The 21,417-nt window shown below is 72.0% G+C and carries 20 protein-coding genes; 17 read left to right on the forward strand and 3 right to left on the reverse strand.

The features are described 5' to 3' along the window. Positions 1–52 precede the first annotated feature (52 nt). Positions 53–2,200 (forward strand): primosomal protein N', encoded by a 2,148-nt coding sequence (locus tag ABZ396_RS30030; RefSeq protein ID WP_358924972.1) that lies wholly within the window; start codon positions 53–55, stop codon positions 2,198–2,200. 162 nt (positions 2,201–2,362) lie between these two features. Here ABZ396_RS30030 and ABZ396_RS30035 read toward each other — a convergent pair whose 3' ends face one another. Then, entirely contained in the window at positions 2,363–2,911 is a 549-nt protein-coding gene (locus ABZ396_RS30035; RefSeq protein WP_358924970.1) for a hypothetical protein, read from the reverse strand. Positions 2,912–3,229: 318 nt separating this feature from the next. Here ABZ396_RS30035 and fmt point away from each other — a divergent pair, with 318 nt between their 5' ends. The 4 genes from fmt to ABZ396_RS30055 all read left to right on the forward strand — a co-directional run bounded on the left by fmt (position 3,230) and on the right by ABZ396_RS30055 (position 7,554). Continuing rightward, on the forward strand, positions 3,230–4,162 hold the full coding sequence (gene fmt / locus ABZ396_RS30040) for a methionyl-tRNA formyltransferase (protein WP_358924968.1): 933 nt from the start codon (positions 3,230–3,232) through the stop codon (positions 4,160–4,162). Between the two features lie 84 nt (positions 4,163–4,246). Beyond that, positions 4,247–5,674 (forward strand): transcription antitermination factor NusB, encoded by a 1,428-nt coding sequence (locus ABZ396_RS30045; protein ID WP_359186384.1) that lies wholly within the window; start codon positions 4,247–4,249, stop codon positions 5,672–5,674. 71 nt (positions 5,675–5,745) lie between these two features. Continuing rightward, positions 5,746–6,432, forward strand: coding sequence for a ribulose-phosphate 3-epimerase (gene rpe, locus ABZ396_RS30050; protein WP_358926658.1), 687 nt, complete (start codon positions 5,746–5,748; stop codon positions 6,430–6,432). Between the two features lie 78 nt (positions 6,433–6,510). Then, on the forward strand, positions 6,511–7,554 hold the full coding sequence (locus tag ABZ396_RS30055) for a sugar-binding domain-containing protein (RefSeq protein WP_358926657.1): 1,044 nt from the start codon (positions 6,511–6,513) through the stop codon (positions 7,552–7,554). Between the two features lie 123 nt (positions 7,555–7,677). Here the strand turns inward: ABZ396_RS30055 and ABZ396_RS30060 are convergent, their stop codons facing one another. After that, complete coding sequence (locus ABZ396_RS30060; RefSeq protein ID WP_358926656.1) at positions 7,678–8,142, reverse strand: TetR/AcrR family transcriptional regulator; 465 nt, start codon at positions 8,140–8,142, stop codon at positions 7,678–7,680. A gap of 215 nt (positions 8,143–8,357) precedes the next feature. Between ABZ396_RS30060 and ABZ396_RS30065 the strand changes: the two genes are divergently transcribed. From ABZ396_RS30065 to ABZ396_RS30085, 5 genes are all read left to right on the forward strand, one after another. Beyond that, positions 8,358–9,320 carry a Dyp-type peroxidase gene (locus ABZ396_RS30065; protein WP_358926655.1) on the forward strand — a complete coding sequence of 321 codons (963 nt, stop codon included), beginning with the start codon at positions 8,358–8,360 and terminating at the stop codon, positions 9,318–9,320. A 92-nt stretch (positions 9,321–9,412) separates the two neighbouring features. Then, positions 9,413–9,724 carry a barstar family protein gene (locus ABZ396_RS30070; protein ID WP_358926654.1) on the forward strand — a complete coding sequence of 104 codons (312 nt, stop codon included), beginning with the start codon at positions 9,413–9,415 and terminating at the stop codon, positions 9,722–9,724. 172 nt (positions 9,725–9,896) lie between these two features. Then, positions 9,897–11,339 (forward strand): GuaB1 family IMP dehydrogenase-related protein, encoded by a 1,443-nt coding sequence (locus ABZ396_RS30075; protein WP_358926653.1) that lies wholly within the window; start codon positions 9,897–9,899, stop codon positions 11,337–11,339. Between the two features lie 316 nt (positions 11,340–11,655). Next, positions 11,656–13,110 carry an amino acid permease gene (locus tag ABZ396_RS30080; RefSeq protein WP_358926652.1) on the forward strand — a complete coding sequence of 485 codons (1,455 nt, stop codon included), beginning with the start codon at positions 11,656–11,658 and terminating at the stop codon, positions 13,108–13,110. An 8-nt stretch (positions 13,111–13,118) separates the two neighbouring features. Further along, on the forward strand, positions 13,119–13,571 hold the full coding sequence (locus ABZ396_RS30085) for an Lrp/AsnC family transcriptional regulator (protein WP_358926651.1): 453 nt from the start codon (positions 13,119–13,121) through the stop codon (positions 13,569–13,571). 176 nt (positions 13,572–13,747) lie between these two features. On the opposite strand, the gene ABZ396_RS30090 is transcribed toward ABZ396_RS30085, so the two are convergent. Beyond that, complete coding sequence (locus tag ABZ396_RS30090) at positions 13,748–14,488, reverse strand: GntR family transcriptional regulator (protein ID WP_358926650.1); 741 nt, start codon at positions 14,486–14,488, stop codon at positions 13,748–13,750. Positions 14,489–14,703: 215 nt separating this feature from the next. Here ABZ396_RS30090 and ABZ396_RS30095 point away from each other — a divergent pair, with 215 nt between their 5' ends. From ABZ396_RS30095 to ABZ396_RS30125, 7 genes are all read left to right on the forward strand, one after another. Further along, entirely contained in the window at positions 14,704–15,864 is a 1,161-nt protein-coding gene (locus tag ABZ396_RS30095; RefSeq protein WP_358926649.1) for an extracellular solute-binding protein, read from the forward strand. Beyond that, positions 15,861–16,760 (forward strand): ABC transporter permease, encoded by a 900-nt coding sequence (locus ABZ396_RS30100; RefSeq protein WP_358926648.1) that lies wholly within the window; start codon positions 15,861–15,863, stop codon positions 16,758–16,760. Before ABZ396_RS30095 ends, ABZ396_RS30100 begins: the two co-directional genes overlap by 4 nt. Continuing rightward, on the forward strand, positions 16,745–17,563 hold the full coding sequence (locus tag ABZ396_RS30105; protein WP_358926647.1) for an ABC transporter permease subunit: 819 nt from the start codon (positions 16,745–16,747) through the stop codon (positions 17,561–17,563). The genes ABZ396_RS30100 and ABZ396_RS30105 overlap by 16 nt, the downstream gene beginning before the upstream one ends. A gap of 3 nt (positions 17,564–17,566) precedes the next feature. Next, positions 17,567–18,640: an ABC transporter ATP-binding protein gene (locus tag ABZ396_RS30110; protein WP_358926646.1), complete on the forward strand. Its 1,074-nt coding sequence runs from the start codon at positions 17,567–17,569 to the stop codon at positions 18,638–18,640. A 70-nt stretch (positions 18,641–18,710) separates the two neighbouring features. Further along, a complete protein-coding gene (locus tag ABZ396_RS30115; RefSeq protein WP_358926645.1) occupies positions 18,711–20,162 on the forward strand; it encodes an HAD-IA family hydrolase in 1,452 nt (483 codons plus the stop codon). A gap of 93 nt (positions 20,163–20,255) precedes the next feature. Continuing rightward, positions 20,256–20,885, forward strand: coding sequence for a nitrate- and nitrite sensing domain-containing protein (locus ABZ396_RS30120; protein ID WP_358926644.1), 630 nt, complete (start codon positions 20,256–20,258; stop codon positions 20,883–20,885). Next, positions 20,875–21,414, forward strand: coding sequence for a roadblock/LC7 domain-containing protein (locus tag ABZ396_RS30125; RefSeq protein ID WP_358926643.1), 540 nt, complete (start codon positions 20,875–20,877; stop codon positions 21,412–21,414). Before ABZ396_RS30120 ends, ABZ396_RS30125 begins: the two co-directional genes overlap by 11 nt. The last annotated feature ends 3 nt before the right edge of the window (positions 21,415–21,417 follow it).

A 21,417-nucleotide genomic window follows, 5' to 3' on the forward strand; every position in this document is an offset into this window, starting at 1 on the left:
ACGCTGCTTCGCGCCAGGGCCGTTGTCAGTGGCGTTTGGTAAGAATGCAAGGGTGAGCAGCGAGAACGGGCAGGGGGGCGGGGGCGCCGAAGGGGCGCCGCCGGAGCAGCTCGCGCTCATCCGGGAGAGTGTGCGGGGGGCCAAGGCGCCCCGGGCCAAGCCGCGGACCTGGCGGGGAGCCGAGCTGGCCGAGCGGTTGCCGGTCGCGCGGGTGCTCGTGGACAAGGGTGTGCTGCACCTCGACCGGTACTTCGACTATGCCGTCCCGGCCGAGCTGGACGCCGACGCGCAGCCCGGGGTGCGGGTGCGGGTCCGGTTCGGAGCCGGCCGGCACCGGGTGCGGGACGGGCGCCGGGAGGGCGGGGGGCTCATCGACGGGTTCCTCGTGGAGCGGCTCCCCGAGTCCGACTACTCGGGACCGCTGGCCGCACTGGCCCAGGTGGTGTCACCCGAGCCGGTGCTGAGCGAGGAGCTGCTGCGGCTGGCGCGGGCCGTCGCCGACCGGTACGCGGGGAGCCTCGCGGACGTGTTGCAGCTGGCCGTGCCGCCGCGCAGTGCGCGGGCCGAGAAGCGGCCCTCGCCCGAACCGCTGCCGCCGCCGGGCCCACCGGACGCCGGTTCCTGGACGCGGTACGAGCAGGGGCCCGCTTTCATCGAGGCGCTGGCCTCCGGCGGCGCGCCGCGTGCCGTGTGGAACGCCCTGCCGGGACCCGAGTGGAGCGACGAGCTCGCCCGGGCCGTCGCCGCCACGCTCGCCTCCGGACGCGGTGCGCTCGTCGTCGTACCGGACGGGCGGGCCGCCGCACGGGTCGATGCCGCGCTGACCGAGGTCCTCGGCCAGGGACGGCATGCGCTGCTCACCGCCGACGCCGGGCCCGAGAAGCGGTACGCGCAGTGGCTCGCCGTCAGCCGCGGCTCGGTGCGGGCGGTGGTGGGGACGCGGGCCGCCATGTTCGCGCCGGTACGGGACCTCGGGCTTGTCGCCGTCTGGGACGACGGGGACGACAGCCACAGCGAGCAGCACGCTCCGCAGCCGCATGCGCGGGATGTCCTGCTGCTGCGCGCCGCGCTGGACAAGTGCGGCTTTCTGCTGGGGAGTTGGAGCTGCACGGTGGAGGCCGCACAGCTTGTGGAGAACGGCTGGGCGCGGCCGCTGGTCGCCGGGCGGCACCAGGTACGGCGGTCCGCGCCGCTGGTGCGGACCGTGGGCGACGGCGACCTCGCGCGGGACGAGGCCGCGCGGGCCGCGCGGCTGCCGACGCTCGCCTGGCAGGCCGTCCGGGACGGCCTGCGGCACGGGCCGGTGCTGGTCCAGGTGCCCCGGCGCGGCTATGTGCCCCGGATGGCCTGCGCCCAGTGCCGTCAACCCGCGCGCTGCCGGCACTGCGCCGGTCCGCTGGAGGCGCGGGACGCGGGTGCGCTGTGCTGCGGGTGGTGCGGGCGTGAGCAGGGCGACTGGCACTGCCCCGAGTGCGGCGGCTTCCGGCTGCGTGCACAGGTGGTCGGGGCCCGGCGGACCGCCGAGGAGCTGGGGCGGGCGTTTCCCGCCGTCCCGGTGCGGACCTCGGGGCGCGAGCATGTGCTGGACACCGTGCCGGGGACGCCCGCGCTTGTCGTGAGCACACCGGGCGCCGAGCCGGTCGCCGAGGGCGGCTATGCAGCCGCCCTGCTGCTGGACGGCTGGGCGATGCTCGGGCGGCCCGATCTGCGGGCCGGTGAGGATGCCCTGCGCCGGTGGATCGCGACCGGGGCGCTGGTGCGGCCGCAGGCAGAGGGGGGCACCGTGGTCGTCGTCGCGGAACCGACGCTGCGGCCCGTGCAGGCGCTGGTGCGCTGGGATCCCGTCGGGCACGCGGTGCGGGAACTCGCCGAGCGGGCCGAGCTGGGGTTTCCGCCGGTGTCGCGGATGGCGGCGGTGTCGGGGCCGGCGGAGGCGCTCGCGGAGTTCCTCACGACGGCCGAACTGCCGCCGGACGCGGAAGTGTTGGGGCCGGTGCCGGTGCCCGTGGTGCGGGCCGGGGCGCCTCGGCGGGCGGGGGCGCCACCGCCCGGGGAGAACTGGGAGCGGGCGCTGGTACGGGTGCCGCCCGGGAGCGGCGCCGCGCTGGCGGCCGCGCTGAAGGCGGCTCAGGCCGCTCGGATGGCGCGGGGCGGTGGGGAGGCCGTACGGGTGCGGATCGATCCGCCGGACATCGGCTGAGACGGAGATGGCGGAGGAAGGCGCGGGAGGGCAGCGGGGGAGACGGCCGGGCAGACGGCTGCCCTCCCGGTGCTTGCCGGGAGGGCAGAGGGCGGGCGGGTCAACCCCTTGAGGTCAGCCGTTGTCAGGGTCAGCCATGGTCTGGGCCGGCGATTGTCTGGGTCAGCCGTTGCGCGGGCCGGGGAAGGCTGTTGGCCTCGCCTCGTCGCGGAGGGTGGGGCTGCCCGCGGTCGGCTGCGTCGGCATGGAGCGGGCGGCCGGGACCGTGGGGACCGTGGGCAGGCCGGTGCTCACGTTGACCGTGCGGGAGCCGGACGCCTCTGCCGGCCGTTCGGTCTCGGCGGCCGGCGCCGGCTGGGCCGCGGCGCGACGTGCGCCGTAACGGCGGTGCACCGCCTGCTTGGTCACCCCGAGCGCGGAGCCCACCGCGTCCCACGAGAAGCCGAGTGAGCGGTCGAAGTCCACGGCGGCCGTGACCAGGGTTTCGACACTGTCCCTGAGCTCCTGGGCGAGGCGTACCGTCGGGGCGGGGGCGCGTCCGTAGACGACGAAGCCCGTGGACGGGCCGGAGCGGCGCGGGCGGTAGACGTTGCCCAACTGGGCGGTGAGCGTGCGCAGTGCGTCCACCTGCCGGCGGACCCGCTCGATGTCCCGCACCAACAAGTGCAGGCTGGCCCGGGCCTGGGCGTCGTGGGTTGCGTGGTCGGCCATGAACAAGCCTCTCGAACCGGCGTTGAAAGGAATGGGCCGCGTATGCGGCCCGTTGTGGTCAACTCTTACTTGACCAACGCGTGGGCGCTCCGCTGGTCACGGTGTGGGGGCGTATGGGCATATGCGTACGCCCTGCGGCGGGGTGTGCACCACCCGGGAGTTCTCGTCTACTCGTGTTCTCCCGCCCGGGCAGCGCCCGTGCGTCGGCAGAGGGGTTGAGCGACCTGTGGGATGCGGTCTGTGGGTGTCGGTTTTGGGTTGCGGCATAGACTTGTGCGTTGCCCGTATTGGTCCCGCCCGAGAGGCCCTCAGTCGCCCATGAAGCTTGTCTTCGCCGGTACCCCCGAAGTCGCCGTTCCCGCTCTGGACGCCCTCATCGCCTCCGGGCGGCACGAGGTGGCCGCCGTGGTCACGCGGCCCGACGCGCCGGCCGGGCGGGGCCGCAGGCTGGCCGCTTCGCCTGTGGCCGAGCGGGCGATGGAGGCCGGGATCGAGGTGCTGAGGCCGCCGAAGCCGCGCGATCCGGAGTTCCTGGAGCGGCTGAAGGCCATCGGGCCGGACTGCTGTCCGGTGGTCGCCTACGGTGCGCTGCTGCCGCGGGTCGCGCTCGACGTGCCGGCCCATGGGTGGGTCAATCTGCATTTCTCGCTGCTTCCGGCCTGGCGAGGGGCGGCGCCCGTCCAGCACTCCATCATGGCGGGCGACGAGATCACGGGCGCGTCCACCTTCCTGATCGAGGAGGGCCTCGACTCCGGGCCCGTCTACGGGACCGTCACCGAGGAGATCCGGCCCACCGACACCAGCGGTGATCTGCTGACGCGGCTCGCCTTCGCCGGGTCAGGGCTGCTCGCCGCGACCATGGACGGTATCGAGGACGGCACGCTCAAGGCCGTACCGCAGCCAGCCGAGGGCATCACCGTCGCCCCGAAGATCACGGTCGAGGATGCGAAGGTCGACTGGTCGGCGCCCGCGCTGCGGGTCGACCGGGTGGTGCGCGGCTGCACACCCGCCCCCGGTGCCTGGACCACCTTCCGCGGTGAGCGGCTCAAGCTGATCCAGGTGACGCCGGCGCCGGAGCGGACCGATCTCGCGCCGGCCCAGATCGCCGTCGGAAAGAACAGCGCGCACGTGGGGACGGGGTCCTACGCCGTGGAACTGCTCTGGGTGCAGGCCCAGGGCAAGAAGCCGATGCGGGCGGCCGACTGGGCGCGTGGTGTGCGCATCGGCGCCGGGGAGACCCTCGGCGACTGAGCCGCCCCTTCTCAGCAGCGGCTTTCCGGTGTGCGCGGCGTACGCTGGGAGTCGCATCCTTCCCATACCCGGAGCACCTTTTTCGTGAGCCAGCAGTCCCGGGGGCCGCGCCGGCCCGCCAAGCCCTACCGTCGTCCCCACAAGGACCCCGTCCGCCTCCTCGCCTTCGAGGCGCTGCGCGCCGTGGACGAGCGGGACGCGTACGCCAACCTCGTGCTGCCGCCGTTGCTGCGCAAGGCGAGGGAGAAGGAGGGGCCCGACAAGTTCGACGGGCGGGACGCCGCGCTCGCGACGGAGCTGGTGTACGGGACGCTGCGCCGGCAGGGGACCTACGACGCGATCATCGCCGAGTGCGTCGACCGGCCGCTGCGCGAGGTCGACCCGCCGGTGCTGGACGTGCTGAGCCTCGGGGCGCACCAGCTGCTGGGCACGCGCATCCCCTCCCATGCCGCCGTGTCCGCCTCCGTCGAGCTGGCCCGGGTGGTGCTGGGCGACGGGCGGGCCAAGTTCGTCAACGCCGTGCTGCGCAAGGTCGCGCAGGACGATCTCGACGGCTGGCTGGCGAAGGTCGCGCCGCCCTACGACCAGGACCCGGAGGACCATCTCGCCGTCGTGCACTCGCACCCGCGGTGGGTCGTCTCCGCGCTCTGGGACTCCCTGGGCGGCGGCCGTGCGGGGATCGAGGAACTGCTGGCCGCCGACAACGAGCGGCCCGAGGTGACGCTGGTGGCCCGGCCGGGGCGGGCCACCACCGGGGAACTGCTCGGTGAGGAAGCGGCCGTGCCGGGGCGCTGGTCGCCGTACGCGGTGCGGCTCAGCGAGGGCGGGGAGCCCGGCGCCATCGAGGCCGTGCAGGAGGGCCGGGCCGGCGTGCAGGACGAGGGCAGCCAGCTGGTGGCCCTCGCGCTCGCCAACGCGCCGCTCGACGGCCCGGACGAGACCTGGCTCGACGGCTGCGCCGGGCCCGGCGGCAAGGCCGCGCTGCTCGCCGCGCTCGCCGCCGAGCGCGGGGCCGCACTCCTTGCCTCGGAGAAGCAGCCGCACCGGGCCGGCCTGGTCGAGAAGGCGCTGCACGGCAACCCGGGGCCGTATCAGGTGATCGCGGCCGACGGCACCCGGCCGCCGTGGCGCCCGGGCACCTTCGACCGGATCCTGATGGACGTGCCGTGCACTGGCCTCGGCGCCCTGCGCCGCCGCCCGGAGGCCCGCTGGCGCCGCCGTCCCGAGGACCTCGACAACTTCGCCCCGCTGCAGCGTGGGCTGCTGCGTACCGCGATCGACTCGGTGCGGGTGGGCGGCGTCGTCGGGTACGCCACATGCTCCCCGCACCTCGCGGAGACGCGTGCGGTGGTCCAGGACGTCCTCAAGCAGCGTCCGGAGACGGAGCTGCTGGACGCGCGCCCGTTGCTGCCGGGTGTGCCGGAGCTGGGCGGGGGGCCCGATGTGCAGCTCTGGCCCCACCTTCATGGCACGGACGCCATGTACCTGGCCCTGATCCGGAGGACCGGCTGACGCGCCGCACCCGCGGAACCGCCCCCGAACCCCACTCGGCCCTCCCTGTCGGGGCATGGCACGCTTGACGCATGGCCGTGCAGATCAACCCCAGCATCCTGTCCGCCGACTTCGCCCGCCTCGCGGACGAGGCGAAGGCGGTCGAAGGCGCCGACTGGCTCCACGTCGACGTCATGGACAACCACTTCGTCCCGAACCTCACGCTCGGTGTGCCGGTCGTTGAGTCCCTGGCCCGGGCCACGGACACCCCGCTGGACTGCCATCTGATGATCGAGGCCCCCGACCGCTGGGCACCCCAGTACGTCGAAGCGGGTGCCTCGTCCGTCACCTTCCATGTGGAGGCGGCGGCCGCCCCCGTGCGGCTCGCGCGCGAGATCCGGGCGAAGGGCGCCCGCGCCTCCATGGCGCTCAAGCCCGCGACGCCCATCGAGCCGTACGAGGACCTGCTGCCCGAGCTGGACATGCTGCTGATCATGACGGTGGAGCCGGGCTTCGGCGGTCAGGCGTTTCTCGACATCATGCTGCCGAAGATCCGCCGCTCCCGGGAGTTGATCAGCAAGCACGGGCTGGAGTTGTGGCTGCAGGTCGATGGTGGAGTTTCGGCGACGACGATCGAGCGGTGCGCGGACGCCGGAGCCGACGTTTTTGTGGCAGGTTCGGCGGTGTACGGGGCAAACGACCCGGCAGAGGCGGTACGTGCACTACGCACGCAGGCCGAGGGGGCCGCCGCTGCCGCGTCATGGGCGTGCGACCACTGAGGTACGGGAACGTGAACGGCTCCGATCAGGGCTGATCGACTGCGCCGGATCTGCAAGGATGAACGGCGTATCCAGAGCGTGAACAGCAGTGAGGAGATGGCCGTGTCGGGTATGTCGGCGGGCCGGTCAGCCATGCGGATGGGACCCGCTGAGCTGGTGCAGGCGGCGGCCATGGCCCGCCGCTTCTACCTTGAGGGCAAGTCCAAGATCCAGATCGCTGAGGAGTTCGGCGTCAGCCGCTTCAAAGTGGCCCGGGTACTGGAGACTGCCCTCGAAAGGGATCTCGTACGCATCGAGATCCGTGTGCCGGCCGAGCTGGACGCCGAGCGCTCCGACGCGCTCCGCGCCCGCTACGGCCTTCGGCACGCCGTCGTGGTCGAGTCCCCGGCCGAGGCGGAGGAGACCCCCGACCCCGAGAACCTCGGCGAGGTCGCCGCGGACCTGCTCGGCGAACTCGTCAACGAGGGCGATGTGCTCGGTCTCGCCTGGGGCCGGTCCACCATCCACATGGCGGCGGCGCTCGACCGGCTGCCCCCGTGCACGGTGGTGCAGCTGACGGGCGTGTACGACGCCGGGACCTCCGAGCGCGGTTCGGTCGAGGCCGTCCGGCGCGCCGCCCAGGTGTCGGGCGGCGACGCCCACCCCATCTACGCGCCGATGCTGCTGCCGGACGCGGCCACCGCGGCCGCGCTGCGCAACCAGACCGGCATCGCCCGGGCCTTCGAGTACTTCGACAAGGTCACGGTCGCCTGTGTCTCCATCGGCTCCTGGGAGCGCGGCATCTCGACGGTGCACGACATGCTCAGTGACGAGGAGCGTGCGCACTACGCCACGCTCGGCGTCGCCGCCGAGATGGCCGCGCACCTCTTCGACGCCGACGGCCGCCGGGTCGGACGGGACCTGGGGGAACGGTGCATCACGGTCAAGGCCGACCAGCTGCGCCGTATCCCCGAGGTCGTCGCTATCGCGGGCGGGCAGCGCAAGGCGGCCGCGATCGACGCGGTGCTGAGGTCGGGGCTGGTCACCAGTCTTGTCACCGACACCTCGGCCGCCGACTATCTGATGACGACGGGGCCGACGCCCAAGCCGACGCTGAACCGTTCCGACCCGGACGGTTCCTGACGGCGATCGTGGCGCCGCCGCGGCGGCATCGGTAGACCACGCTGCCGTGGCACCTCTGCCTGTCCGCGGCCGGGTCAGGCACCCAACTCCCGGGCCGGTGAAGCCCTTTCCCGAAACGGGCCCTCAGGATCGGGTCGGCAGGGCCGCGTCGATCAGTACGGCGGCCGCCTGCCGGGCGACCGCGCCCGCCGACGGGTCGCGGTCCATCCGCACGGACAGGCCGCCCCCGTCGTACAGCAGGTGGAGCTGGTGGGCGAGGCCCTCGGGATCCGGGGCGCCGGCGCCCCGGGCGAGGTCGGTGAACAGAGCCCGGACCCAGGCCCGGTAAGCGTCCGAGACCTCTTCGATGGCGCTGCCCTGTCTAGCCTCGGCGCTGGCCGCCACGAAGGCGCAGCCGCGGTAGCCCCGCTCGGTGAAGAGCGCGGCCTTCGCGTCGAAGACCGCCAGCAGACGGTCCCGCGGATCGTCGGTGCCGGCGACGGCGCGTAGCAGCCGGTCGGAGACCTTGGCGTGACGGGAGTCGAGGTAGGCGCGGATGAGCTGCTCCTTACCGCCGAAGGTGTCATACGGCGCCGGACCGGGCCGCACGGCACATCGAGGACACATCCGGGCGCTGCGAGCGCCTGTTCGCCCGGGGGGGCACCTGCGGCCCCCGGGCCGGCGTCTTCCTCTTTGGCGATCTCGACGCTGTCGCATGGAGCGTCTGCATCGGCTGAACGCCGACAACCGAGTTTGTGTGTACGACTTGTCTGTGTGACTTATGTGTAGGACAGGCCGAGCGCCGATCGCATCGGGAGGACGCGGTGACCACTGAACCCCAGCCCGCAGGGGGAGCCGAACCACAGCCGGTGCTCGGACCGTTGACCACCGCCGCGATCTTCCTGGTGGTCACCGTCCGCCCCGGGCAGGAGGAGCGGGTAAGGGAGGTCCTGGGCGATCTGAGCTCGCTCCGGCGCAGCTTCGGGTTCGGCGCGCCGGAAGCCGCCCTGAGCTGTGTCGCGGGGATCGGCTCCGACGCCTGGGACCGGCTGTTCGACCACCCGCGCCCGGCCGGACTCCATCCCTTCCGGCCTCTGGCAGGCTCCCGGCACACCGCGGTCGCCACCCCCGGTGATCTCCTCTTCCACATCAGGGCCACCCGGTTCGACCTCTGCTTCGGGCTCGCCGCCGAGATCATGCACCGGCTGCGGGACGCGGTGACCGTCGAGGACGAGGTGCAGGGCTTCAAGTACCTGGACGCCCGTGACCTGCTGGGCTTCGTCGACGGCACCGAGAACCCGGTCGGCGCCGCCGCCCACAGGGCCGTGCTGATCGGTGCGGAGGACCCCGTGCACGCCGGCGGCAGCTATGTGGTCGTGCAGAAGTACGTCCACGACCTGGACGCCTGGAACGCGCTGCCGGTGGAGGCGCAGGAGCGGATCATCGGCCGTACCAAGGCCACCAACCTCGAACTGGAGGAGCCGGCCTCCCACGTCGACCTGAACACCGTCACCGGTCCGGACGGCGAGGAGCTGCAGATCCTGCGTGACAACATGCCCTTCGGCAGCCCCGGCCACGGCGAGTTCGGCACCTACTTCATCGGGTACGCGCGTACGCCGGACGTCATCGAGCGCATGCTGCGCAACATGTTCCTGGGCACGCCGGACGCCACCCACGACCCGATCCTCGACTTCTCCACGGCGGTCACCGGCACGCTCTTCCATGCACCGTCCGGGGACTTCCTCGACGACCTGCCCGAGGCTCCCGCGGCCGGTGCGAAAGGATGACGAGCGACTTCGCTGGTGCGCATTGTCACCCGGCGCACCGGTGGGATCTACTACACGGGTGATCCTGACAACCCCTCCCGGGCGGTGCTGAGATGACGACGAATCCGCATCTGGTCACGCTCGACCTCGCAGGTGTCGCCGACAAGGCCGCTCTCATGGACCGCGCCGCCTCCGCCCTGAGCCTGCCCGACTGGTTCGGCCGTAACTGGGACGCCCTCTCCGACAGCCTCCGCGATCCCTCGGTCTGGCCGCCGGAGGCGGTCGACCGCGGGCTCCTTCTCGTCGTCACCGACTGGCAGGGATACGCCAGGACCCGGCCGGACGAGTGGAAGACCGCCCGGGACGTGCTCGCCCAGGCGGCCGCCGACGAACCGGGACTGACGGTGGCACTCGCCCTCGGCTGACGCGCGAAGCCGTGCGAAACGGCTCTTGGAGGTTCCTCCTAAGTCCCTCTGACCTGCCTGGACGTTCGTCCCGGGCACCGCATACCGGTCGCCATGGGACAATCAAGTACGTGCTTTTCCCCTTGGCCGGCCGGTCCGGGGGTCACCTCTGATCGACTGGGATGTGCGGCACGTGCGTTTCCTCAATGACATCCAGCCCGGGTACGACCTGACGTACGACGACGTCTTCATGGTGCCGAGCCTCTCCGCGGTCGGCTCGCGTCAGGGCGTGGACCTCAGCTCGCCGGACGGCACTGGCACCACCATCCCGCTGGTCGTCGCCAACATGACCGCGATCGCGGGCCGGCGGATGGCCGAGACGATGGCGCGGCGCGGCGGACTCGTCGTGATCCCGCAGGACATCCCGATCGACGTGGTCACCGATGTCATCACCTGGGTGAAGAGCCGCCACCTGGTGCTGGACACCCCGATCGTGCTCGCCCCGCACCAGACCGTCGCCGACGCGCTGGCCCTGCTGCCCAAGCGCGCGCACAACGCCGGTGTCGTCGTCGACGAGGACGGCCGCCCCGTCGGTGTCGTCACCGACCGGGACCTCAACGGAGTCGACCGCTTCACCCAACTGGCCGAGGTCATGTCCCGTGACCTGCTGCTGCTCGACGCGGACATCGACCCGCGGGAGGCGTTCAACAAGCTGGACGCGGCCAACCGCCGCTACGCCCCGGCCGTCGACCAGGACGGCAAGCTCGCCGGCATCCTCACCCGCAAGGGCGCCCTGCGCGCCACCCTGTACACCCCGGCCACCGACGCGCACGGCAGGCTGCGCATCGCCGCCGCCGTCGGGATCAACGGGGACTTCGCGGACAAGGCCAAGCAGCTGCTCGACGCGGGCGTCGACACGCTCGTCATCGACACCGCGCACGGCCACCAGGAGTCGATGATCAGCGCGATCAGGCTGGTCCGCGGACTCGACCCGCACGTCCCGATCGCGGCCGGCAACATCGTCTCCGCCGAGGGCGTGAAGGACCTCGTCGACGCGGGCGCGGACATCATCAAGGTCGGCGTGGGGCCCGGCGCCATGTGCACCACCCGCATGATGACCGGCGTCGGCCGGCCGCAGTTCTCGGCGGTCCTGGAGTGCGCTGCCGAGGCCAAGAAGTACGGCAAGCACGTCTGGGCCGACGGTGGTGTCCGGCACCCGCGTGACGTCGCCATGGCGCTGGCCGCGGGCGCGTCCAACGTGATGGTCGGCTCCTGGTTCGCCGGCACCTACGAGTCGCCGGGCGACCTCCAGCAGGCCGCCGACGGGCGGCTGTACAAGGAGTCCTTCGGCATGGCCTCCGCGCGCGCGGTGCGCAACCGGACGTCCGACGAGTCGGCCTACGACCGGGCCCGCAAGGCGCTCTTCGAGGAGGGCATCTCGACGTCCCGGATGTTCCTCGACCCGGCCCGGCCGGGGGTGGAGGACCTGATCGACTCGATCATCGCGGGCGTGCGGTCCTCGTGCACCTATGCCGGTGCGGGATCCCTGGAGGAGTTCGCGGAGAAGGCGATCGTGGGGATCCAGAGTGCGGCGGGCTACGCGGAGGGCAAGCCGCTGCACGCGAGCTGGAACTGAACCGTTCGTTCGCGGCGCCGTGAGGGGACGGCCTCGCCCTTCTCGGGTGCGGGTGCGTGGGGGCTGGTCGCGCGGTTCCCCGCGCTCCTTTGGGGGTGCGACGCCGACTGCGTGCAATGAATGTGCGCCCTCCGACCACACACGCAACAATCTTGCGTATATGTGCAAGGTTGCTGCATTACATCCGTGAAGGCCTGGCTCATAGGGTCATGCGCTGTACGTGGCGTGGCTGGGACCCCGCTCGATGGGCCCCGGCGGGACGGGGCGCCGTCGGTCCCCACCCGCCTCTGGACCCGCAGCGACAAAGGAGCCGCGCGTGCTTGATCAAGGCGCACCCCCACCAACCGACGTTTCCCCCTCCGTCGGTGCCCGTCTGATGCGGCGGAAGCCCGTCGAGCGGCTGGTGGCCGAGGGCGGGCAGGGTGAAGGGGGAACGCTCCGGCGTTCCCTCGGGCTCTGGCAGCTGACGATGATCAGCATCGGTGCCACCCTCGGCACCGGCATCTTCGTGGTCCTCGGCGAGGCCGTCCCCAAGGCCGGCCCGGCCGTCACCCTCTCCTTCGTGATCGCCGGGCTGACCGCGCTGTTCTCGGCGCTCTCCTACGCCGAGCTGGCGGGCACCATCCCGGTCGCCGGCTCCTCGTACTCGTACGCATACGCGACGATGGGTGAGCTGATCGCCTGGGTCTGCGGCTGGTGTCTGCTCCTGGAGTACGGCGTCTCGGTCGCCGCGGTCGCGGTCGGCTGGGGCGAGTACCTCAACGAGCTGCTCGCCGGGACCGTCGGCGTCACGCTCCCGAAGGCGCTGTCCGCGCCGCCCGGCGTCGACGGCGGTTTCTTCAACGTGCCCGCCCTGGTCGTCGTACTCCTCGCGATGGTGTTTCTGCTCGGTGGTGCCAAGGAGTCGGCGCGCGCCAACACGATCATGGTGTGCGTGAAGATCGGCGCGCTGGTGCTGTTCTGCGCCATCGGCTTCATGGGCTTCAGGTCCGGCAACTACGCGCACTTCATGCCGCTGGGCATGGCCGGCGTCAGCGCGGCCGGGGCGACGCTGTTCTTCTCGTACATCGGCTTCGACGCCGCCTCCACCGCCGGCGAGGAGGCGAAGAACGCGCAGCGCGACCTGCCGCGGGCCATCATGCTTTCGCTGGTCATCGTGACGGCGCTGTACGTCCTTGTCGCGGCCGTCGCCGTCGGTGCGAAGCCGTGGCGGCAGTTCAACGACTCCGAGGCCGCGCTCGCCCAGATCATGCGGGACGTGACCGGCCAGAGCTTCTGGGGCACCCTGCTGGCCGCCTGCGCGGTCATCGCCATCGCCAGCGTCGTCCTGACCGTGCTCTACGGCCAGACCCGCATCCTCTTCGCGATGTCCCGGGACGGCCTGGTGCCCAAGGTGTTCGCCAAGGTCCACCCGAAGACCGGCGCGCCCCGGGCCAACACCGTGATCGTCTCCCTCTTCTGCGGTGTCCTCGCCGCCGCGATCCCGCTGGGCCAGCTGGCCGACGCCACCAGCATCGGCACACTGTTCGCCTTCGGCCTGGTGAACATCGCGGTGGTGGTACTGCGCCGGACGCGCCCGGCCATGCCCCGCACCTTCCGCGTCCCGCTGTCCCCGCTGCTGCCCGCGCTGGGCCTGGGCTTCTGCGTCTGGATGATGGGCAGCCTCTCGGCCGTCACCTGGGTGGTCTTCGGTGTCTGGATGGCGGTCGGGCTCGTGTTCTACTTCGTATACGGCTATCGCCGGTCCCGTCTTGCAACACCTGAGAGCTGAACGACTCCTTGCTGAACGATCTCGACGAACGCATCGTGCACGCCCTCGCCGAGGACGCCCGCCGCTCCTACGCGGACATCGGGCAACTGGTCGGCCTGTCCGCGCCCGCCGTCAAACGGCGCGTGGACCGGCTGCGCGCCACCGGCGCGATCACGGGTTTCACCGTGAGGGTCGATCCAGTCGCCCTCGGCTGGGAGACGGAGGGGTTCGTCGAGATCTACTGCCGGCGCAACACCTCACCGGAGACCATCCAGCGGGGCCTGGAGCGCTACCAGGAGGTGGTGGCCGCGTCCACGGTCACCGGTGAGGCCGACGCGGTCGTGCAGGTCTTCGCGTCGGACATGCGGCACTTCGAACGGGTCCTGGAGCGGATCGCGGGGGAGCCGTTCGTGGAGCGGACCAAGTCGGTGCTGGTGCTGTCGCCGCTGCTGAGGAGGTTCTCTTCGGGGGCGCCGGGGTGAGTGCGGGGAGAGCTCGGGGGGTTCGGTCGTATGCCGGGCGCGGGTGAGTCGTGGCTGATCGCGCAGTTCCCCGCGCCCCTAAAGGTGGGACCAGCTGAGTTGGCTTCAGGAGCGCGGGGAACTGCGCGACAAGCCACACACCACCCGCGCCCGGCATAGGACAGCCCCCCCGAGCCCTACTCCGCGGTCTTCCGCGCCAGCGCATTGCTCCCAATGGAGTTGTGCACACTGAAGCTCACCGCATCCGGCCGATACCGGTCGTCCGACCACTCCACCGGCTGCCCTTCCCGCGTCGTCGTCACCCGCCGCACCCGCAGGAGCGGACCCGACCGGCGTACCCCCAGCAATTCGGCGTCCCGCGCGCCGCAGGCGACCGCGTCGATCACGTGCTCGCCGTACGCGAAGACCAACCCCGTGTCCTCGTACAGGCGTTGAGTCACCGACGGGCACTCCGGCTCTATCGCCTGCACCGCCTGGGAGATCCAGTCCGCGTACACCGTCCGCTCCAGCAGCACCGGCTCGCCGTCCAGGCCGCGTACCCGGAGGACGTGCAACACCGGTGTTCCGATGGCGAGTTGGAGGCGAATGGCGTCCTCCTGCACCGCGGGCCGGTACTCCTGGGTCACGACCCGGCCCGTGGCCTCGCGGCCCATCGCCCGCGCCCACTGGGCGAAGCTGCGCAACTCCGCGAAGCTCTGGCTGCGGCGGCTGGCCAGCACCACCCGGCGGGCGCCCTGGCGGGAGCCGATCAGCCCCTCGGAGGTGAGCGCGGCGACGGCCTGGCGGACGGTGCCGCGGGACACGCCGTACTGCGCCGCCAGTTCCGTCTCCGAGGGCAGCCGGCTGCCGACGGTGTACTCCTCGTGGTCGATGGCGCGCCGCAACCCGTCGGCGATCTCCTCGTGTCGCGCCGTCATGCTTCCCCTCTGAGTAGGCCGCTGTGCACAGCGTGACCAGCCTAATCGACGTTCTGGGGTGCTTCGCGTCAGCCGTGAATGTGCAGGGAAACAGGGGCTGGTGTTTCTTCTGCGTTCATGGATGGGACATTCGCGACGGGCGTACTGAGGCCGACTTGTTCATACAAGTTCGCGCTACGTGCCACCCACCCTCGTGCGTACTCCCTGGAGAGACCGTGACCGTGTCCCTGCCGAGAACCGCCGTCCTTGGCGGCTCCCTAGCCGTCGTTGCCGCGCTCGCCCTGAGCGCCTGCGGCGCCGCCCCCGACAACGCGTCGTCCACCACCTCCGACGGCAAGAACGCCGCCACCGCCACCTCCGCCGCCGATCTCGGTGGCATCGACAAGCTGGTCGCCGCGGCCAAGAAGGAGGGCACGCTGCACATCATCGCCGTGCCCCGTGACTGGGCGAACTACGGCGCCATCATCGACGGCTTCCAGAAGAAGTACGGCATCAAGATCGAGGACGAGAGCCCCGACGGCTCCAGCCAGGACGAGATCAACGCCGTGACGTCGAGGAAGGGCCAGGACCGGGCCCCGGACGTGCTCGACCTCGGTTCGTCCTTCGCGCTCAGCGCTGCCCAGCAGGGGCTGCTCGCGCCGTACAAAGTCACCTCGTACGCCGACATCCCCACCGGCCAGAAGGACCCGCAGGCCCGCTGGTACAACGACTACGGCGGCTACATCTCCATCGGCTGCGACGCCAAGCGCGTCAAGACCTGCCCGACCACCTTCGCGGACCTGCTCAAGCCGCAGTACAAGGGCCAGGTCGCCCTCAACGGCAACCCGACCAAGTCCGGCTCTGCCTTCGGCGGCGTGTACGCGGCCGCGCTCGCCAACAAGGGCTCCTTCGACGACATCCAGCCCGGTCTCGACCTCTTCGGCCAGCTGAAGAAGAACGGTAACTACACGCCCGTCGAGTCCACCCCGGCCACCGTGGAGAAGGGCGAGACGCCCATCTCCATCGACTGGGACTACCTGAACGCCGGGTACGCCGACGAGTTCAAGTCCAAGGGCGTGGACTGGAAGGTCTCCATCCCCAGCGACGGGCAGTACGCTCAGTACTACTCCCAGGCCATCAACAAGGACGCCCCGCACCCGGCGGCCGCCCGCCTGTGGCAGGAGTACCTGTACAGCACCGAGGGCCAGAACCTGTGGCTCAAGGGGTACGCCCGTCCGGTCCTGATGGCCCCCATGGAGAAGGCCGGAACCCTCGACAAGACGGCCGCCGCCAAGCTGCCCGCGGTCTCCGGCACGCCCTCCTTCCCGACCGAGGCCCAGCAGGGCAAGGCCAAGACCGCAATCGCGCAGGGCTGGTCGAAGGCCGTCTCCGGATGACGGCCCCGCTCACGCGGGCCGACGTGGCGTTCGCCGCTTCCCAGAAGCGGCGGCGCCGCGCCCCCGGCTGGCTGGCCGTCGTCCCGCTGCTCGTCTTCACGGCCGTCGCCTTCGGGCTGCCGGCCGTGGCCATGCTGAACGGCGCCTTCACGGTCAAGGACCCGGTCAGTGGGACGAGTTCGTACACCGGGCGGAATCTCAGCGACTCGCTGCAGGGGCCGTACCTCACCGCCCTCGTCGGGAGCGTCCAGCTGTCCGCTCTCTCCGCCGGGCTCGCGGCCGTCCTCGGGCTGCCGCTCGCGCAGGCCGTCGTCAGCTCCCGCTCCCGGGCGCTGCGCGAGGCCGTGCTCACCGCCTCCGGTGTGCTCGCCAACTTCGGCGGCGTGCCGCTGGCCTTCGCCTTCGTGGCGACCCTCGGCAACGCCGGTGTGCTGACCGTGCACCTCGGGCTCGCGGACCACGGCTGGGACCTGTACAGCTTCTGGGGACTGGTCCTCGTCTACCTCTACTTCCTGGTCCCGCTGATGGTCCTCACCATCACCCCGGCCCTGGACGGGCTACGGGCGCAGTGGCGGGAGGCCGCGCTCAACAACGGCGCCACCGGTGTGCAGTACTGGCGGTTCGTGGCGCTGCCCGTGCTCGCGCCCTCGCTGCTCGGCGGTCTCGTGCTGCTCTTCGGCAGCGCCTTCGCCGCCTACGCCACCGCCGCCGCGATGGTCGGCAGCGCCGTCCCGCTGGTCACCCTGCAGATCGCCGACGCCCTCTCCGGCAACGTCCTGGTCGGCCAGGAGAACGTGGCCCTCGCCCTGAGCCTGGACATGGTGCTGGTGGCGGGCCTGGTGATGGCCGTGTACCTGCCCCTGCAACGACGGAGTGCCCGATGGCTCGACGCCTGACCCCGTGGCGCTGGGCCGTCCTAGGCCTTGCCGCCCTCTACTTCCTGGTCCCGCTGGGCGCCTCCGTCGTCTTCACCGTAGACGTGCCGGGCCAGGGCGTCACCTTCGACGCCTACAGCCAGATCCTGTCCGCCGACGGCTTCCTCCCCAGCCTGCTGCTCTCGCTGGAACTGGCCGTCGCCACCATCGTCGTGGTGCTGCTGCTGATGGTGCCGGCCGTGGTCGCCCTGCGGCTGAGCGCGCCCGGGCTGCGGCCCGTGGTCGAGATCGTCTGTTCGCTGCCGCTGGTGGTGCCGCCGATCGCGTTCGTCGCCGGGATCGCGAGCGTGCTGAAGTGGGGCCCGGATTATCTGTCCAGGACCCCGCTGTTCCAGACGTTCGTCGCCATGCAGAACCCGGCCTTCCCGGTCGTCCTGGTCCTCGCCTACGTCGTCATGGCGCTGCCCTTCGTCTACCGGGCGCTGGACGCCGGGCTGCGCGCGATCGACGTGCGCACCCTCGTCGAGGCCGCCCGCAGCTGCGGTGCCACCTGGCCGCAGGCGCTCGTCCGGGCCGTCCTGCCCAATCTGCGCGGGGCGCTCCTCAACGCGGCCTTCCTCACCCTCGCGCTGGTGCTCGGCGAGTTCACCGTCGCCCGGCTGCTCGGCTTCCAGCCCTTCGCCGTGTGGATCTACAACGTCGGCGGCTCGCAGGCCCAGATGTCCGTCGCCGTCTCCGTGCTCAGTCTCCTGGTGACCTGGGCCCTGCTCCTCGCGCTCGCCGGTGCCGGCGGCCGCGACCGAACCGCTTCCTCCCGGGGATGAACCATGAGTGTCAGCACGCCTGAGAAGGCCACCACGGCCGCCACCGTCGAATTCCGTTCACTGCGGAGGGAGTTCGGCACCACCGTCGCCCTCGACGGACTCGGTCTGACCGTCCGCCCGGGAGAGTTCCTGGCCCTGCTCGGCCCGTCCGGCTGCGGCAAGACCACCGCGCTGCGCATGCTCGCCGGCTTCGAACACCCCGACTCCGGCGCGGTGCTGGTGGACGGCGAGGACGTCACCCGGGTCCCGGCACACCGCCGTGACGCCGGGATGGTCTTCCAGTCGTACAGTCTCTTCCCGCATCTGAACGCCGTCGACAACGTGGCCTTCGGGCTGCGCATGCGCAAGATCCGCACGGCCGAACGGCGGTCCAGGGCCGCCGAGCTGCTGGAGCTGGTCGGACTCGGTGACAAGGCGGAGCGGTTCCCCCACCAGCTCTCCGGCGGTCAGCAGCAGCGCATCGCGCTCGCCCGCGCCCTCGCCCTGCGCCCCCGCGTGCTCCTCCTCGACGAGCCGCTGTCGGCCCTCGACGCCAAGGTCCGGCTGACGCTCCGCGAGGAGATCCGCCGGCTCCAGCAGGAACTCGGCATCACCACTCTCTTCGTGACCCACGATCAGGAGGAGGCACTGTCCGTCGCCGACCGGGTCGCCGTGATGCGCGCCGGGCGGCTCGAACAGTGCGCCGAGCCCGCCGAGTTGTACGGCCGACCCGCCACCGCCTTCGTCGCCGAGTTCGTCGGCACGATGAGCCGGATCCCCGGGACGCTGAAGGACGGCACCGTCGAGGTGCTCGGGCAGCGGCTGCCGGCCGACGGGCAGGCACCGGGTGCGAGCGAGGTCGACGTCCTGGTCCGGCCCGAGGCGGTCCGGGTGCGCGCGGACGACGCCGGTACGGCGACCGTCGTCGCCACGGCCTTCCTGGGCGCGGTCGTCCGGGTCACCGTACGGCTCGCCGACGGCACCGAGGCCAAGGCCGACCTGCCCGCCCATGAGGCCGCCGCTCTGGGCGCCGGAGCCGCTGTGAGCGTGTCGCTGCCCGAGCGGCCGGTGCTCGTGGCGGACCGTGCGCAGAGTTGAGGAACCCCGGCCGGAGCACCCCCGGCCGCTTGTCCAGAAGTCCTGTCCAGAAGTAAGGAATGACAACAACGTGACCCCCCACCCCCGACTCCCGCTCCAGGCCGTCCTGTTCGACATGGACGGAACGCTCGTCGACACCGAGCGACTGTGGTGGGAGGCGGTGGAACGCGTTGCCGGGCGGACGCTCGGCCAGGCCGACGAGCCCGATGTGCTGGGCCGGCCGGTCGAGCACACCGCCCAGTGGCTGGCCGGCAGCACCGGCAGGTCCGGCGCCGGCCTCGCGGCCGAGCTGCACCGGGAGTTCGCGGACCGCGTCCGCACCGGCATCGTGCCCCGCCCCGGCGCCCTCGACCTGCTGGACGCGCTGGCCGCGGCCGACGTACCCACCGCCCTGGTCACCGCGTCCCCACGCGCGGTCGCCGACCTCGTGCTCGACGCGCTCGGCCGCAGCCGGTTCGCCGCCTCCGTCACCGCCGACGACACCGGCCGCACCAAACCCGCCCCCGACCCGTACCTCGCCGCCTGCCGCGCCCTCGGTGTCGACCCGGCGGCCTGTGTCGCCGTCGAGGACACCGAGACCGGGGTCGCCTCCGCCGAGGCCGCCGGCTGCGCGGTCCTCGCCGTGCCCTCGCTCGCGCCGATCGGCAGCGCACCGGGCCGGACCGTCCGGGAGACCCTCGTCGGGGTCACTCCGAAGGAGCTGAGCGACATGGCCGTACCCGAACTCCGGGTCATGTCCTGGAACCTGTGGCTCGGCGGCAGTCGGATCGACGACCACCGGGCCAAGCAGGTCAAGGCCGTCCTCGACGCCGGCGGGGATGTCGTCGGCCTCCAGGAGACCGCCGGCACCTCGGCCCGGGAGCTCGCCGAGGCCCTCGGCTGGCACCACCACACGGCCGGGGAGAACCTCGGGATCATCAGCCGGTATCCCATCACCGCCCGCCTGGGCGACCCGGAGGTCGGTTTCTACGGAGCCGCCGGTGTGCGGATCGCCGTACGCCCCGGACGCGAGGTCGACATCTGGACCGCGCATCTGCACTACACGCCGTACGGGCCCTACGAGTTCCACTTCGACGGGCTCGGGGCGCCCGAGCTGATCGCCCATGAAGAGGTGCGGCTCGGGCAGCTGCGGGAGGCGCTGCGGTGGATCGGGGACGGTGCCGTGCCCGTGGTGCTCGTGGGGGACTTCAACTGCCCGTCCCACCTGGACTGGACGGACGTCGAGTGGCCGGTGACCGAGGCCGCCGAGGAGGCGGGGTTCCGTGACTCCTACCGGGAGGTCCATCCGGATCCGGTCACCGCGCCGGGGCACACCTGGTCGCCGATCCACCCCGTGTGCGAGGACGGCAGCGGGCGGCCCGAGCCGCAGGACCGGATCGACTACGTACTGCACAGGGGGCTGCGTGTGCTCGACTCCCGGACCTACGTCAGCGGCAGCCCGGCGCCCTGGCCCGAAGTGGCGGGCAACGACTGGCCCTCCGACCACGCGGCCGTCGTCAGCACGTTCGCCGTCGAGCCTTAACCCGGGGTTACCGGGGGGACCATTGCGGTTACGAGGGCGATCCCGTAGGTTGAGCCGGGCTCCTTACTCGCTGGTAACACCGGTAGGACATCCATGCGCTGGCCATCCCCCACCCTCCGGCCGGGGGGACGCCCATCTCGCTTCGCCCGCCGGCCCACCACCGTCCGCGCGCGGATCGTGGCGCTCGCCCTCGCCCCGGCCGTCGCTCTGATGGCGCTGTGGAGCTTCGCCATGGTGTCCGTCACCGCCGAACTCCGGGCGCTGATCCGGATCCAGGGGGTGTACGACGACTTCGGCACCCCCGTCGACACGGCCGTCGGGCAGATCCAGATCGAACGGCGGCTGTCGGCCGCCTACCTGGGCACCCGGCTCGACACGGCGACCGCCGCCGACCTGCTCGCACAGCAGCGGCGCTCCGACCGGGCGGTGGACGCCATGCGGGTCGCGGTCCAGGGCGGTGACCGCGGCCGCCTCACCGACCGGCAGCGCGAGGCCCTCGACGCGATGGTGACCGCCACCGGCAGGCTGGAGGGACTGCGCGAGCGGGTGCTGTCCCGGAAGGTCTCCTGGGACGGCGCCGTCGCCGGCTACAGCGCCCTGGTGGAGCCCGGCTTCGACGTCGAGTCCACCCTCACCGCGGACCGGGGGCGCAACGGACTACCCCTCGACACGGACGAGCCGACCCCCACCGAGGAAAGGACGCCCTCCGCCGATGACCAGTGACAACCGCCGCGCCCCGGACCCCGGTGCCGGCTTCACCGCCGATTCCGGCCCCACCGGTGATCCCGGCTCCACCGCCGGTGCCAACTCCACCGCCGATTCCGGCCCCGGCCGCACCACCCTCGGCCCAGGACCCGTCGTCCGGCCCGGGAGCGACCTCGGCTGGCTTCTCGACGATCTCGTCGCCCGGACCGACCATGTCCGGCAGGCCGTGCTGCTCACCGCGGACGGGCTTCCGCTCAGCCACTCCGAGGGCATGCGGCGGCGCGACATCGAGCATCTCGCCGCCGTCTGTTCCGGCTTCCACAGCCTGGCCCGATCGGCGGGGGACCGGTTCGGCGCCGGAGAGGTGCGGCAGACCATGGTGATGCTCGACGACGTCTACCTCTTCGTGACCCCGGCCGGGCACGGCAGCCGGCTCGCCGTCCTCAGCGACGTCCGCACCGACGTCGGCCAGCTGGCCCACGAGATGGCCCTGCTCGTCCGCCGGCTCGGCCGGCACCTAGACGCGGCCGCACGCTCGGCCCTCTGACCC

This window comes from Streptomyces sp. NPDC005866, assembly GCF_040629895.1.
In the GTDB taxonomy this organism is placed as follows: domain Bacteria; phylum Actinomycetota; class Actinomycetes; order Streptomycetales; family Streptomycetaceae; genus Streptomyces.

Coding starts and splice junctions, on each gene's coding strand:
- ABZ396_RS30090 (WP_358926650.1), bottom strand. CDS start 14,488: ATGACGGCGCGACACGAGGAGATCGCCGACGGGTTGCGGCGCGCCATC.
- ABZ396_RS30035 (WP_358924970.1), bottom strand. CDS start 2,911: ATGGCCGACCACGCAACCCACGACGCCCAGGCCCGGGCCAGCCTGCAC.
- rpe (WP_358926658.1), top strand. CDS start 5,746: ATGGCCGTGCAGATCAACCCCAGCATCCTGTCCGCCGACTTCGCCCGC.
- ABZ396_RS30100 (WP_358926648.1), top strand. CDS start 15,861: ATGACGGCCCCGCTCACGCGGGCCGACGTGGCGTTCGCCGCTTCCCAG.
- ABZ396_RS30110 (WP_358926646.1), top strand. CDS start 17,567: ATGAGTGTCAGCACGCCTGAGAAGGCCACCACGGCCGCCACCGTCGAA.
- ABZ396_RS30105 (WP_358926647.1), top strand. CDS start 16,745: ATGGCTCGACGCCTGACCCCGTGGCGCTGGGCCGTCCTAGGCCTTGCC.
- ABZ396_RS30120 (WP_358926644.1), top strand. CDS start 20,256: ATGCGCTGGCCATCCCCCACCCTCCGGCCGGGGGGACGCCCATCTCGC.
- ABZ396_RS30070 (WP_358926654.1), top strand. CDS start 9,413: ATGACGACGAATCCGCATCTGGTCACGCTCGACCTCGCAGGTGTCGCC.
- fmt (WP_358924968.1), top strand. CDS start 3,230: ATGAAGCTTGTCTTCGCCGGTACCCCCGAAGTCGCCGTTCCCGCTCTG.
- ABZ396_RS30125 (WP_358926643.1), top strand. CDS start 20,875: ATGACCAGTGACAACCGCCGCGCCCCGGACCCCGGTGCCGGCTTCACC.